This window comes from Sporosarcina sp. G11-34 (assembly GCF_026931025.1).
The window spans coordinates 37,802-52,491 of record NZ_JAHNZW010000012.1 but is presented as its reverse complement, the minus strand read 5'-3'; the positions used below and the strand labels follow the sequence as shown (position 1 = coordinate 52,491).

The 14,690-nt window shown below is 37.6% G+C and carries 15 protein-coding genes and 1 tRNA gene; 13 read left to right on the top strand and 3 right to left on the bottom strand.

Features of this window, described 5'->3' with window-relative positions; translation table 11 throughout:
• Positions 1 to 77: 77 nt before the first annotated feature.
• The 7 genes from KSU66_RS16135 to KSU66_RS16105 all read left to right on the top strand — a co-directional run bounded on the left by KSU66_RS16135 (position 78) and on the right by KSU66_RS16105 (position 6,517).
• Positions 78 to 1,601, top strand: a complete 1,524-nt coding sequence (locus tag KSU66_RS16135; protein WP_269052498.1) for a tetratricopeptide repeat protein — start codon at positions 78 to 80, stop codon at positions 1,599 to 1,601.
• A gap of 74 nt (positions 1,602 to 1,675) precedes the next feature.
• Positions 1,676 to 2,626 carry a thioredoxin-disulfide reductase gene (gene trxB, locus KSU66_RS16130; protein ID WP_269052497.1) on the top strand — a complete coding sequence of 317 codons (951 nt, stop codon included), beginning with the start codon at positions 1,676 to 1,678 and terminating at the stop codon, positions 2,624 to 2,626.
• A 275-nt stretch (positions 2,627 to 2,901) separates the two neighbouring features.
• Complete coding sequence (locus KSU66_RS16125; RefSeq protein WP_269052552.1) at positions 2,902 to 3,384, top strand: 8-oxo-dGTP diphosphatase; 483 nt, start codon at positions 2,902 to 2,904, stop codon at positions 3,382 to 3,384.
• Positions 3,381 to 4,271: an RNase adapter RapZ gene (rapZ, locus tag KSU66_RS16120; protein ID WP_443029001.1), complete on the top strand. Its 891-nt coding sequence runs from the start codon at positions 3,381 to 3,383 to the stop codon at positions 4,269 to 4,271. Before KSU66_RS16125 ends, rapZ begins: the two co-directional genes overlap by 4 nt.
• A gap of 4 nt (positions 4,272 to 4,275) precedes the next feature.
• A complete protein-coding gene (locus KSU66_RS16115; RefSeq protein ID WP_269052550.1) occupies positions 4,276 to 5,259 on the top strand; it encodes a gluconeogenesis factor YvcK family protein in 984 nt (327 codons plus the stop codon).
• A 24-nt stretch (positions 5,260 to 5,283) separates the two neighbouring features.
• Entirely contained in the window at positions 5,284 to 6,231 is a 948-nt protein-coding gene (gene whiA / locus KSU66_RS16110) for a DNA-binding protein WhiA (RefSeq protein ID WP_269052496.1), read from the top strand.
• A gap of 28 nt (positions 6,232 to 6,259) precedes the next feature.
• Positions 6,260 to 6,517, top strand: coding sequence for an HPr family phosphocarrier protein (locus KSU66_RS16105; protein ID WP_269052495.1), 258 nt, complete (start codon positions 6,260 to 6,262; stop codon positions 6,515 to 6,517).
• Between the two features lie 163 nt (positions 6,518 to 6,680).
• Here KSU66_RS16105 and KSU66_RS16100 read toward each other — a convergent pair.
• A tRNA-Arg gene (locus KSU66_RS16100) sits at positions 6,681 to 6,752 on the bottom strand.
• 192 nt (positions 6,753 to 6,944) lie between these two features.
• On the opposite strand from KSU66_RS16100, the gene clpP reads away from it, so the two are divergent.
• Positions 6,945 to 7,544, top strand: a complete 600-nt coding sequence (gene clpP, locus KSU66_RS16095; RefSeq protein ID WP_269052494.1) for an ATP-dependent Clp endopeptidase proteolytic subunit ClpP — start codon at positions 6,945 to 6,947, stop codon at positions 7,542 to 7,544.
• A 62-nt stretch (positions 7,545 to 7,606) separates the two neighbouring features.
• On the opposite strand, the gene KSU66_RS16090 is transcribed toward clpP, so the two are convergent.
• Together KSU66_RS16090 and KSU66_RS16085 are read right to left on the bottom strand one after the other, a co-directional pair.
• The gene (locus KSU66_RS16090) at positions 7,607 to 7,987 is read right to left on the bottom strand and encodes an SET domain-containing protein (protein WP_269052493.1); all 381 of its coding nucleotides are present in this window, start codon (positions 7,985 to 7,987) and stop codon (positions 7,607 to 7,609) included.
• Between the two features lie 71 nt (positions 7,988 to 8,058).
• The gene (locus KSU66_RS16085) at positions 8,059 to 9,144 is read right to left on the bottom strand and encodes a CotH kinase family protein (protein ID WP_269052549.1); all 1,086 of its coding nucleotides are present in this window, start codon (positions 9,142 to 9,144) and stop codon (positions 8,059 to 8,061) included.
• Positions 9,145 to 9,331: 187 nt separating this feature from the next.
• On the opposite strand from KSU66_RS16085, the gene KSU66_RS16080 reads away from it, so the two are divergent.
• The 5 genes from KSU66_RS16080 (at position 9,332) to KSU66_RS16060 (ending at position 14,569) form a co-directional block, all read left to right on the top strand.
• Positions 9,332 to 9,640, top strand: a complete 309-nt coding sequence (locus KSU66_RS16080; protein WP_269052492.1) for a hypothetical protein — start codon at positions 9,332 to 9,334, stop codon at positions 9,638 to 9,640.
• Positions 9,641 to 10,040: 400 nt separating this feature from the next.
• Entirely contained in the window at positions 10,041 to 10,529 is a 489-nt protein-coding gene (locus tag KSU66_RS16075; protein ID WP_269052491.1) for a hypothetical protein, read from the top strand.
• A gap of 79 nt (positions 10,530 to 10,608) precedes the next feature.
• Entirely contained in the window at positions 10,609 to 12,102 is a 1,494-nt protein-coding gene (locus tag KSU66_RS16070; RefSeq protein ID WP_269052490.1) for a DUF2642 domain-containing protein, read from the top strand.
• 96 nt (positions 12,103 to 12,198) lie between these two features.
• Positions 12,199 to 12,876 carry a DUF2642 domain-containing protein gene (locus KSU66_RS16065; RefSeq protein WP_269052489.1) on the top strand — a complete coding sequence of 226 codons (678 nt, stop codon included), beginning with the start codon at positions 12,199 to 12,201 and terminating at the stop codon, positions 12,874 to 12,876.
• Between the two features lie 334 nt (positions 12,877 to 13,210).
• Complete coding sequence (locus KSU66_RS16060) at positions 13,211 to 14,569, top strand: arsenic transporter (RefSeq protein WP_269052488.1); 1,359 nt, start codon at positions 13,211 to 13,213, stop codon at positions 14,567 to 14,569.
• Positions 14,570 to 14,690 lie beyond the last annotated feature (121 nt).

Below are 14,690 nucleotides of genomic sequence, written 5' to 3'. Positions count from 1 at the left end.
CGCTTTATGTTATAATAAGCATAACTAAGAGAAGGAACGTCTTGGACGTTCCTTCTTATTTTTTCGGGGGAATTTGATTGAACAACAAACACTCAACAAATGACAATAAAATAATTTCGTTTATTCCAGATGGCCAATTTTATTATAAAAAGGCGATACAGGAATTGGAACGAGACCGTTTTGAAGAGGCGCATAAGTTTTTAAAAAGGGCTACAGAACTAAGTCCAAATGACCCGCTCATACTTATGCAATATGGCGTGGTAATTATGGAAGATGGTCGTTTTGACGAAGCCCATGAAGTGTTGATGACCTCTCATACATTGGATCCGAAGGCATCGGAAACAATCTTTTATTTGGCCGAAGTATATGCGCATCTAGGCTTACTTCGAGATGCGAAGGAATATGCGAAAAAATATCTTGTAATAAATCCAGACGGTCATTTTGGCGACGAATCAAAAGAAATTATTGATTTCGTTGAACAAAAAGAATCGTTTTTTGAAGAAGATGAAGGTGTGGATGGGGAAGTCTATTTTCTTCAAGAAAAAGCACGCAGACTTATGGAAGCCGGTGAGTTCCCAAAGGCTGTGGAATTGCTGGAGTCAATTATTCTCGACAATCCGGAATTTTGGGCTGCTCATAATAATTTGGCGCTTGCTTACTTTTACATTGGAAAAAAGGAAAAGGCCCTCACGCTACTTCATGATGTGTTAAAAGAGAATAAAGGAAATCTACACGCGCTATGTAACCTCTCTGTCTTTTATTATTATGAAAAGAAGGAAGAGGAGTTAGAATCAATTCTAAAATTACTTATGAAGATTAAGCCATACTTAATTGAACACCGATATAAACTAGGGGCAACATTCGCGCTTGTGGGTAAACACCACGAAGCTTACAGTCTACTTAGAAGTATTCAAAAGCACGGTTTTGAGGGCGATGCAGGATTTTACTTTTGGCTTTCCCACTCGGCTTATTTTACCGGACGCGAAGAAAGTGCAAGGGTGGCGTATGCAAAGCTAATTGAAATCGATCCAATGAAAGCAGGATATGAGCCTTGGAAGGGTGTTTCCGAGGTCATCAAACCAGATTCAGTTGAACAAGATCGTGAGTTTTTACTTGCTAAAATTAGAAATGAATATCGAAGTGAACGGATGCTCGGTTTTTATTTACTTGGAAAGTCTGCACATAAACAAGAAATAATTTCACATCCAACATATATTGATATTGATGAGATAAGTTCACTGGAACGCTTATTTTTGGCGAAAGGATTTAATTATGAATTTGCTCCTGAAACGAACTTTGACAAATCATTTATGCTTGCACTTGAAACGACGGAATTGCTTTACAAACAATATAAGCCATTAAATTATGAGGCAACCCACCTATTTCAAATGTGGTTCTCCCTTTGTGAGGAGGCACTTACTCGTTCTTATGGATTTCCAAATCCCGCTGGACTTGCATCTGCTGCAGACTATATGTTTCAATCATCACGCTATCAAGGTGTGACAAAAATAGCGCTCGCGCGTAAATATGGGATTTCGACCCCAACGTTGACGAAGTATATAAATGAATTGATTGAATTTTTGCCCCATCTAAGGGAGTAGGCAGAAAAGTTGAAGGGGCAACCCTAATATTATACGATTTAGAAAGTGTTAATGTTACGGAGGAGGAAATTTAAATGAAGACAGAAGATATATATGATGTAATTATTGTTGGTGCAGGACCTGCTGGATTGACGGCGGCTGTATATGCTTCACGAGGTAATTTGTCTACACTAATGCTTGAAAGAGGAGCGCCGGGTGGACAAATGGCAACGACTGAAGATATTGAGAACTATCCAGGATTCGACCATATACTAGGACCAGATTTATCCACAAAAATGTTCGACCATGCACGTAAATTCGGTGCAGGATATGCATATGGTAATGTAACGAAAGTAGTCGACGGAGAAGAGTATAAAACAATCTTCTGTGGAGAAAAAGAGTATAAGGCTCGTACGATTATTATTTCAACGGGTGCAGAATATACGAAAATGGGAATTCCTGGTGAAGAAGAGCTGACGGGAAGTGGCGTGAGCTATTGTGCTGTATGTGATGGCGCGTTCTTCAAGAGCAAGGAAATTATAGTTGTCGGCGGTGGCGATTCTGCCGTTGAAGAAGGAACTTACCTCACGCGATTTGTAGATAAGGTAACGATTATTCATCGTCGTGATGAGCTGCGTGCTCAAAAGATTCTTCAAGAACGTGCATTTGCAAATGACAAAATAGAATTCATTTGGGATACAGTGGTTAAAGAAGTAAATGGCAAGGACGGAAAGATTGATTCTGTCACACTTGTTTCAACCAAGGATGGTACTGAAACGGAGCATAAGACTGAAGGTATGTTTGTTTACGTTGGTATGGATCCATTGACAGCTCCATTCGCAGATTTAGGTATCCTTGACGAAAATGGATACGTTGAAACGAACGACATTATGGAAACAAAAGTACCGGGAATTTATGCTGCGGGCGATGTTCGTGAAAAACTACTTCGTCAAATTGTAACAGCTACAGGTGACGGCAGTGTTGCGGCTCAAGCGGCAGAAAAGTATATTGAAGAACTTAAAGAGAAATTCAGCGTTAACGCTTAATCCTATTTAATGTATCCTTAATATGCCTGTAACAGTAATGCAACATGAATAGGGTATGCTATAAAAGTAGTATCAATTGACCCCCCTTTTGATATAGTACCCTTTAACGGTCAGCTACTGGATTATTCCGGTAGCTGGCCTTTTTGTGCGCATTGTTACATATATTAAAGCTCTTAATGCTAAAATGAAAAGGAACTTATTTCTTTCTAATAACGTTTTTAATAATTAAGATGTATAATGGTAATAAGCTAACAAATTAGGGTGGGGATGTAATGATGCAACAAATCGCAAATTTACTCGTCATAAAAGACAATCAAGTTTTATTATTAAAAAAGCCGAGGCGTGATTGGTATGTTGCGCCAGGTGGTAAGATGGAACCTCGGGAATCTGTTTATGAAGGTGCAATCAGAGAATTTACCGAGGAAACAGGAACTAAACCAGTTAATCCACATTTAAAGGGTATCTTCACAATGGTAATAAAAGATGATGCCAATGAAAACATACTAGACGAATGGATGCTTTATACTTTTGTAGCCTACGACTTAATAGGGACCCCTTATAAGGAGACGGCTGAAGGTATACTTGAATGGCATCCTGTTGAAAGTTTAAAGGTCCTTCCAATGGCAGAAGGGGATCGAACAAATTTATTGTTTGCAGTTTCGGAGTTGGGAATACAGTACGGAACGTTCTATTATACGGAACAATTTAAGCTGTTAAACGAAGAAATTCAAAAATCTTTGGAGGGCGATATACATTGACTGAAAATAATACGCATGATAAAGATATAGAACTTGTGATTATTACGGGAATGTCAGGTGCTGGTAAGACTGTAGCCATGCAAAGTTTTGAGGATCTTGGTTTTTATTGCATAGATAATTTACCGCCGGAACTACTTGTAACATTTCTCGACTTAATGGTGAAGTCCGATAATCCAAAGAGAAGAATTGCAGCAGTGATGGATACGCGTGGCGGCGATCTTTTCGATTCGTTAATAGGTGCACTTGATGATTTATTGCAAACTGAAGGTGTATCATCGCGGATATTATTTTTAGATGCTGATGATGAGGCGCTTGTTAAACGTTATAAGGAGAGTAGACGATCGCATCCGCTAGCTGAGGGCGGTTTACTTTTGGAAGGAATTCGTAAGGAACGACATTTGTTATCAGAACTAAAAGGGCGGGCTCGCTCTATATATAATACTTCAACGCTTTTACCACGTGCATTGAAGGAAAAGATAAGCGCAGAATTTGCAACTAGTCCTAATTCTGTATTCACTGTGAATTTCATTTCATTTGGCTTTAAACACGGTATGCCGATTGATGCAGATGTTGTTTTTGATGTGCGTTTTCTGCCGAATCCTTTCTATATTGCAGAACTTAAACCGAAGACGGGCTTGCAAAAAGAAGTATCCGATTATGTGCTAAAATGGGGAGAAACAAAGCTACTTATCGAGAAACTTACGGACTTGTTTAAGTTTCTTATTCCACAGTACAAAAATGAAGGGAAATCCCAGGTCGTGATTGCCTTTGGTTGCACTGGTGGTCAACATCGTTCAGTTACCCTTGCCGAATCTTTTGGCGCGCGATTTAAAGAAGACTATAGGACATTAATAACTCACCGGGACATTGAAAAAAGAAAGGGCTGAGACTATGCCGCACGCCGGAGAGAAAAAGAAAATAGTTATCTTTGGTGGTGGGACTGGACTTGCCACACTAGTTAGAGGTCTGAAAGAATTTCATGTCGAAATTACCGCTGTTGTTACTGTAGCAGACGACGGGGGAAGCTCAGGAAGACTGCTAGATGAATATGACATTCCACCTCCAGGCGATATTAGAAATGTAATGGCGGCAATGTCAGATGTTGAGCCACTCATAGAAAAAATGTTTCAATATCGTTTTGCAAGTTCGGAAGATTTAAAAGGGCATTCGCTTGGCAATTTGATGTTGGCTGCTCTGACAAATATTACAGGAGACTTCGCCAATGCAGTTGAGAAGATGAGCCTTATCTTGAACCTAAAAGGAAGAGTTCTACCAGCAGCCAATCAGCGGATTACATTGCATGCTGAACTTGAAGATGGCACGATTGTGACAGGGGAATCTAAAATTCCTGTATATGGTTGCAGAATTAGGGAGGTATATTTATCTCCGGAAGAGGTTGAACCGTTACCCGAAACGATTGAGGCAATCATGGCCGCAGATTTGATTGTGTTCGGACCAGGGAGTTTATATACCAGCATTATGCCGACAATCCTCGTTCGAGCAATCCGTGATGCGGTACTCAAGTGCACTGCAAGGAAGGTATATATTTGTAACCTAGTAACCCAAGCGGGAGAAACAGCCGACTATTCAGCTTCAGACCATCTTAAGGCTTTGTATCATCATGCGGAAGCTTCATTTATTGATACGATTTTATTGAATAACGGGGATTTTACCTCGCTATTTGCGCAATACGAATACCAAGGACCTACTTGGCCTGTTATACATGATTTGGATGTATTGGAAAAGATGGTACCTGAAGTTGCATTAGAAGATATTGCAACGGTCAATGATGGGCATATATTACACGAATCGAAAAAAGTCGCATCATGGCTCATGGCATATATGGAAAATGCGATTGAATCAAACAAGACGTGAACATCGCAGGAAAGGAGTGATAACATGTCATTCGCATCTCGAACTAAAAAAGAATTAACACAAATTGAAGATGAGGATTGTTGCACGCGTGCGGAAGTCGCTGCATTTATACGAATGAACGGTGCTTTGTCCTTTTCAAATAAGAACTTAAGCTTCGATGTCCAAACTGAAAACGCTGCCATTGCACGCAGACTCTATTCGAATTTGAAAAAGCTTTATCCTTATAAAGTCGAATTACTCGTACGGAAAAAAATGCGCTTGAAAAAAAATAATGTATACATTTGTCGGATTCGAGAGGGCGCAAAGCCGATATTGAGGGACTTACTTATTCTTACGGGAACATTTGAATTTAAAAATGAAATCTCTCCAGAATTAATTAAGAACGACTGCTGTCAACGCGCATATTTACGCGGAGCATTCCTTGCGGGAGGCTCAGTAAATAATCCGAAAACGTCTTCTTATCACCTTGAAATATTTTCAATTTATAAAGAACATAGCGAGGCGCTTGTAGATTTGATGAATGACTTCCAATTAAATGCAAAATCAATTGAACGTAAAAATGGCTATATCGCATATTTAAAGGAAGCAGAAAAAATATCCGATTTTCTAGGTATAGTGGGTGCACATGTTGCATTGATGAAATTTGAAGATATACGTATTTTACGCGATATGAGAAATAGTGTAAACAGGCTTGTCAATTGTGAAACAGCGAATATGAATAAAACAATTGGGGCGGCACAGCGTCAAGTGGGAAATATTGAATATATAAAAAATACAATTGGGTTAGATCAATTACCGGATAGGCTACAAGAAATTGCACAGCTCCGAGTTGATAACCAAGATGTTACACTGAAGGAACTCGGCGAACTTGTTTCTGGTGCAACAGTAAGTAAGTCAGGGGTAAATCACCGCCTACGGAAAATAGAAGAAATCGCAGATAATCTACGCAATGGTGGAATCGGCATTTCGTAAAGTATATAAAAAAGGAGCATGTTGGAAAATGATGGAGAAAGTAGCAGTAGTAAAAATGAAACCTGGACTTCAGGCGAGGCAGGCGGCATTATTTGTTCAAGAAGCAAATCGCTTTGTGGCAGACATCTTCTTAAAGAGAGACGACCGGCAAGTAAATGCAAAAAGTATCATGGGGATTATGAGCTTAGCGATTGCGCAGGGAACTGAAGTTACACTATTAGCAAAAGGGCATGACGAGGAGCAAGCGCTTACGTCACTTGCTGCACTCATTGAAAATGAAAATTAAATAACAGACACAATATACGTAAAGCCGTTGTAGCCGTCTGTTTGACAGCGAGAGACGGTTTTATTTATGGAATAAAAAAATGACCACAGAAAATTTCGCTGTGATCATTCTCAATATAAATCATACTACTAACTTCATCAGACCTTGCTACAACTGACTCTAATGCCCTCGGCGGGAGTCGAACCCACATCTTAAGCTTCGGAGGCTTACGTGCTATCCATTGCACCACGAGGACTCATAAATGCTGTTGTTATCTTTATAGCAACACTATGTATCATACTCATTTTTGTTTGTGAATGCAAGGTATTTTTCTAAGCGTTTAATTTGACCTATCTTGACCATGCTATGTTATGATAAAGCTACAGTTGAAACAGAAAAAGGTTTCAACGAACTTAACGAGAACATCCACCTTGAAGGAGGAATTGGAATGCATCTAATACCAACAGTAATTGAACAAACAAGCCGAGGAGAACGTGCTTACGATATCTACTCGCGTTTGTTGAAAGACCGGATTATAATGCTGGGAAGCGCAATTGACGACAGTGTCGCAAATTCGCTTGTTGCACAACTTTTGTTTCTAGAAGCTGAAGATCCAGAAAAAGATATTTCAATCTACATCAATAGCCCAGGCGGAAGTATCACAGCTGGAATGGCAATCTTTGATACAATGCAGTTTATCAAACCTGATATTCAAACAATCTGTATCGGGATGTCTGCATCGATGGGTGCTTTTCTTCTTGCAGCAGGTACAAAAGGGAAACGCTATGCGCTTCCAAACGCAGAAGTAATGATTCACCAACCGCTTGGCGGAGCACAAGGGCAGGCAACTGAAATTGATATCGCAGCGAAGCGAATTCTTTTCCTTCGTGAGAAACTCAACTCAATTCTTGCAGAGCGTACAGGACAATCGATTGAAGTAATTGGCGCAGATACAGAACGCGATAACTTTATGACGGCGGAACGTGCAAAAGAGTATGGTCTAATCGATCACATTATTACACGCAGTGATATGAAACTCGATAAATAATTAATTATCAAAACCCTTCTCTGTAAAAAGAAGGGTTTTGATTTTTTTTGTCGTTTAAAAAATTAAACTAAAACTTCAAACCATAATGGTGAATCATCTTCAGAACTTTCATTATAATTGATAGTGATTTCCTGACCATCAGTAATGTCAGAAATTGCATAAAAATCGATTGACAGATTGTCTATATTATACTTATACTCCGCATTAGGAGTATAAGAGTGATTATATAACGATCCATATCCAAGGGCAATCGCTGTATGTTCGTAATTTTCACCCCAGGAGAAACAGTAATTATATAGTACTGTTTTCTTCAGATACTTCCAGTCATTTTTAGATGATGTTAATACAGGTGATACCTCAATAAGTTCGCCAGTTTTAATATCACGTGTGGCAAATATCCCTCTTCCGTACTTTCCTGTTTCTTTTATACATATCGGAAACACTGAAGTATCTCCTTCCGGTAACACTTGATTAATTTATTTATTGAATTAAGGATAATAAAGCGAGTACTTATTTAAGCAAAATTTACTAGATGATGCTTCAAATAACTGCTGCGATCTTGAATGAATTGACAGATAAAATCGGGTTCGCTGTTGAATATCTCAATCGTCTTCTTTTTATATGGATCAAGAAGAATGTGTGGTCGTAAAGCTTCATGTAGTGTGTTAATTTTACTATCCATATAGTCGACAGTAAACTTAGTTTCCAAAATTTCCTCTAAGATGCTTCTATAAAGTTTACGAAAATCTGGGATGCGCATTAAAAGATAGCAGAGATGATTGCTCTTTTTACCTTCCATTGGTACGTAATTGTATGGCATGATTCCTCCGTTAATCTTTCGTCCCCACGTGGCATCATAATCCCAAGGAATAATTTCAAATAAACCTGTCTCACTATTGCGGTACAACGCATAGTTATGTGTAAACCCGTCATTATTCATAGTGCAAACAGCTACAGCAAGCCAGCGCAAAAACGAATCAACATTGATATAATTGGCAATTTCCTCTTGAAAACTATATAAGGGGATAGTATTGATCTTATTTATGAAATCTAGAAGGAAATCATCGTCTGAATCGGTTCCAAACGCCCGTTGGTAACCAGCCAAAAGAGACGTCTTCGTTTTTTCATCTCTTATCAAGGAAAAGTTAGCGTTATTGTTGACGGCGTAAAAAATAGGACCCATTGGTAGACCCCTCTTTTTTAAGAAAAATTCATCGACGGATTCCAACTGTAAATAAAGCCCCTTATGGGAATCGTTGCGTGATAAATTAATATGTTGACTTTCTGGTGATAATACCCCTAAATCATGGAAGAAATCAAAAGAAAGTTTATTTCGGATAAAAGAAGGATCCTTGTATTCTGCATTTAGATGAATTTCGCGGACACCAGAGAAAAACTTTGGGGTGATGAACTCGATTCTATAAGATCTTTTACGGAATTTCCGTGTATAAGAGCCGCGATAAGCAATATCGATGTCATATTTGGAACCATCCACAATCAAATCTGCAGGAACAGGGTCATTGTTCCATAAATCGCTCCGTAATTCTTTTAAATTATTGTCTTCGATTTTTAAAGAATAAGATGGAATAAGATAGGACATAAAAATTCTTTCCTTTCTATTATTCACTTCGCCCGTAAATCGAAAAGCTAACTTTGTTTTGATAATGATAAATGCTTCCGCTCAATCAATCAGATATTGATTGATCAAGCGAAAGTAGTTAGTTTATGTTAGTTAAGGACGTCTTTTCCCAGGTCCTTTTCGACGGCCTTTTCGGCGACCTGATGAAGTGCTTGACGATGAACAGCCTGATGAAGAGCCGGACGACGATCGACCTGGTGAAGAGCCGGACGACGATCGACCTGGTGAAGAGCTTGACGACGATCGACCTGGTGAAGAGCCGGACGACAATCGACCTGGTGAAGAGCTTGACGATGAACAACCTGATGAAGACCTCGATGATGAACAACTTGAACAACGTGACCACGAGCCTGACGTTGAAGAACATGAACAATATGAAGATGAAGAGCCAGACGTTGAACAGCCTGATGAAGATGAACGACTAGTTCTAGCTTTCTTTCCTTTTTTCGGCATTTAATTCCCACCTTTTTTTATAGTCTAATGTCATTCTATTCAAAACTACTATTACTGATTGGGCAACCTGCAAAATACAATTTAGGAATCTGTTAAGTCGGCATTGTATTTATCTACGACATAATTATGATTAACCAAATATATAAGAAGCTAAGTGCTACCTATTGATAATCATCAGAGGGTGCATAGATTAAATTTACCTACAAAAGTTTTTGGAGCCAAGAAAAATTCTGAAACAACTTAGGGGCGCTTTTGTGCTTCCTTCTATATATTTGCTTATACAATTTTTGATGTTAGAGACATTTGTACTTGACCCATTATTCAAAGCTGGGCTTTTAACCTTGGCAATGCTAACTCATGATACATATAGATAACAGGACACTAAAAAAGGGGGTTGGAAACATATGAATACCGAAATGATGCACTCGCTTGTTGATAGAGTCATTAAAGTCGATAGAGGTGGACCTGAATCACGTATTGGTAAGTTGCTGGCGGTAGCGGAGGATTACATCACATTGCTTAACGCAGACGAGGGGATTATTTATTACAATACACATCACATTAAAAGCCTAACTTATAACGCGAAGGACCAAACGGAACTAGACGTGGATATACCAAGAAAGTTTTCGTACATTCAAGCTAAAGATTTTCAAAGTGTTTTGGGGAAATTGACACTTCGATGGGTAAAAATTAACCGTGGGGGACCAGAAACACTTGAAGGTTTAATGAACATTGGTAATCCTACTGATGATTTTGTAACGATTGTCGCGAATGAAGAAATAATTCGCGTGTCCCTGTTTCATATCCGCAACATAAGTTATGGAGTCAAAGTTGATAAAGTAAATAAAGACGGAAAAACAAAGGAAAACAATAAACAAAAAGACTCAAAATAAAATAGAAAACACTATTTGATACATTCGTCGCTTCTGTTAGTTGGGAGCGACGTTATTCTATAAAGGAGGGCCATAAAAGTTGAATGAGCTAAAATTTCAAAAAGCATTAGGCGACCTTATAGATACAGAGATTGGTTTATGTTTAAATGATTGTCAATTTTTTGAAGGTTTTTTGTTAGATGTTAAATCAGACCACATTGTTGTCGATGTAAATAAAACTGTGTTTTATTTTCCCCTCCAACATATCCAGACTATTTCAAGCAATACTAAAAGTTTACTGGTTTCGACCGAGATTGTTCATTATGTCAATAAAAATTATTTAGTAGATGTATTGAAATCGTCCAGAGATTACTGGGTGTCCATCAATAGTTTGAGTGACCAGGGAATTTTCGGTGTGTTAAGCAAAATATCCGATGATTATGTCACTGTAATAAATAATTCGGAATTGCTCTATGTTCCAAGATGCCATATATCTAATATTACGAGCCATATACCAGAAAAACGGATTATAGTAATAAATAAGCATGAACAGCTAGCAATCGAAGCTAGTCAAAATGAGCTACAGATTATTAATGAAAGCACCCTCAAAAATATAGAGCTTGAAACGAAAACGAAAAAAGAGGTACCTATTTTGGATATTTCACCTGGAGAAGTAGTAGAAGATGAATACCTTGTTAATGAACGACCAGAAGTTGATCCACAGACTAGATTGGAAATATACTTCACATTAGTAAAGTTGCTAAAGAATAAATTATCGAATAGGAATGTAGATAAAGAGGGACGTGAAAATATTATTCAAGGCTTTATTAATCATTCAGCCGATGAAGAAAAGGAACTAATAGACTCCTCAGTAGGAGATGCAGCAGATTATCAGGTTGAAAAACAGGTGGTTGTGGAAAATCCACAACCAATAAACGAAATCAAGCCAATAAAGAATACTGAAGTTCCAATATTGGAGGCTTTAGCTGAAGATCAAACGGAATTGCAACTGGATTTTCAAGAAACGCCTGGAGATACATCACGTTTTGTTAGACCTGATTTATTGGAAGGTGAAAAAGTATATTCGTTTGAAGCGGATCGTTTAGGTGTATTAGATTTAAAAAATAGATTTAGTTTAGAAAGGCAATTTTTACCTGTGGAATCAAAAGCTAAACGGAAGAAAACACTTTTAACCGCATGGAATACTCTGAATAATGAACGAAACCTTTTAACAAATCCCAATAACCCCACCATAGAAAATGAATTGCTAGACAATGAGGTTGGAACTATAAAACTAGAAGAGTCCCTTGATTCGGATAATGTATTAGTGCAACTAGTATCTGATCAGAATCCAAGTAAGAACATTGGGCCTTCGGATGAAAAATGTGAAGCCACTGAAATAATCGCTTCCCAATTACCGATAGATCCAAAAGTAGTAAAAAAGATATTAGAGAAACAATACTTATCTCTCATGAAGCATGCTGAAACAAATGTCTTTCTTTTGGCCCAAAGACGGTTAAATCAGTCAGAGGAAGCTCAGTATCTAGCTTTACTGAAGCATGCAGAAAATATGTACCGTGAACTTAAAAGTTAACTAAACTATTTGGGCTTGTGAATGTTGTGAAAATATATCCAATGTATCATTCGACAATTACTAATGGTGATAGTGAGATGTATAGGAGGTGTGGATTTGAATAAAATCATTCAAAGTCTTGTCAAACAGGTTGTACAGATTGAGGTTTCTGGTAAGAAAATAATTACTGGTACTCTTATAGATTTAGGAAGCGACATGATTGTGCTTTTTACTGGGAAAGAATTTGTATATATCCCATTAAATCATGTTCAAAGTTTTAAGGTTGATTCTGATATTGAAGATGAAATAGAGGACCCTACTGAGTTTCCTAGCTTTACCACGGAAGATGATAAAGGAAACTTATCTTTTGGGGAGGTTCTTACACAAGCGAAAGATAAATTTGTTGAAATTTATGTCACAGGCGGTCAGTCTCTGCATGGTTGTATTACAAGTGTCATGAATAACTATTTTGTATTCCAATCGCCTATTTATAAGACGATGTATATTACAATTGAACACTTGAAATGGCTGATACCTTATACAAAAAATGAAAAACCTTATGGCATGGATAACCATTGCGTTTTGTTACAAAAGGCTGATAAATTGTTAGCCTCTAACTTTGCTGCTCATGTTGAAAGTCTTAAAAGTGAGCTAGTTGTATTTAATATGGGTGGGGATAAAAGCCATATTGGTAAGATAAATAATGTTGATGCCAATATCGTTGAAATTCAAACAGCAAGAGCAACGTCTAATTATCTAAACCTTGATCATATTAAAACGGTCCACCAAGTGTAGTTCTAATTAGTATACTGTTAATTTTAAGAGTGCGTTGGGTAATTCAAACTTCGTATTTATATGAAATAAAAAGAAGGGTATAACCCCTTTTAGGCTGACGAGAAACTTTCGACAGCCTATTTTTTTTTGGACAAGTACTTTAAATGGTTAAGTTTTAATATTAATTGTTATTTTGAACGGTTGTCCATTTAAAGGGGGAATTATTAAATATACATTTTGATGAGAGTGGACAAACATCTCGCTCCTATTCCTTCGAAATGAATATACATACAAGGAGAAGGACAAACAATAAAAGGATAGAATCCTTAAAAAAAAAGGAAGGAAATGTATAGGTATGAGTTTTCAAATTGTAATAACCGTTTTAGTGTTCCTAACAACTATGTCCATCATATTTTGGAGACCTAGAGGAATGAACGAGGCGTGGCCCGCGTCAATTGGGGCGGCAATAATTTTATTGACAGGTATTGTTTCACGAGCAGACATTGTGGATATCATCGATAAAATTGGTGGTGCATCCATTACAATTATAGCGACAATCGTAATGGCTGTTATATTAGAGAGTTTTGGTTTCTTCCATTGGGCGGCTGCGCTGCTCGCGAAATTATCGAAGGGCTCTGGTCACCGTCTATATTGGAATATCCAGTTACTATGTTTTTTGATGACACTTTTGTTTAATAATGATGGGAGTATCTTAATTACAACGCCTATCTTAATTTTATTACTCAAAAACCTCAAGTTAAAACCCCATCAACAAATCCCCTATCTATTGAGTGGAGCACTCATTGCAACGGCTTCAAGTGCACCAATAGGAGTTAGTAATATTGTGAACTTGATTGCCCTGAAAATCATTGATATGTCTCTTTGGATGCATACAGCTATGATGTTTGTTCCAGCAACAATAGGTTTATTATTTATGTCAGGCTTGATGTATTTTATACTAAGAAAGAAACTACCAAAAAGATTACCCAGTTCTGCAGAAGATATTGAAGAAGTATTTTTCAGTAAAAACTTCCACCCGTTAAAAACAAATATTTCTGTTGACACAAAACAAAAACGTACTAAATTCATGATGAGGATATTACTATTTGTCTTTATGATGCGTTGCCTACTTTTTGTAGCCTCTTATGTTAACATCCCTATTGAACTTGTAGCTGTACTCGGATCTGCTGGCCTGCTTTTGTGGAGATGGTATCATTTACGGACTAACCCTATAGATATCCTGAAGAAGACCCCATGGCAAATACTTATTTTCGCCTTCTCCATGTATGTGCTTATATATGGTCTGCATAATGTGGGACTTACAGCGTTGTTAGTAGAATTGTGTGAACCAATTGTAACCCAGGGGTTATTTCAAGCAAGCTTTATCATGGGAGGATTAGTTTCAATACTTTCCAACATCTTTAATAATCACCCTGCTTTAATGGTTGGGACGATTACCTTAACTGAAATGGGATTAGATCCAATCACATTAAAGACTATCTATCTTGCGAATATAATAGGTAGTGACATGGGATCATTGCTGTTACCTATCGGAACGCTAGCATCACTTCTGTGGATGCATATTCTAAGAAAAAATAAAATTAAAGTTACTTGGAAAGATTACCTAAGCGTATCGTTGATAGTCATACCGATATCAACAATCGTAACGTTGACATTGTTATACTTTTGGGTGCAATTGGTTTTTGCTAATTAAAAATCTAAAACATGGCACTCAAATAACAAGAATGACTAGGATTAAACATCAAACATTTGGTATGGAATAACTGTCTCAGATCAATCTATGTATATGTTGTAGTCGGAAGTAAGGGAACGAA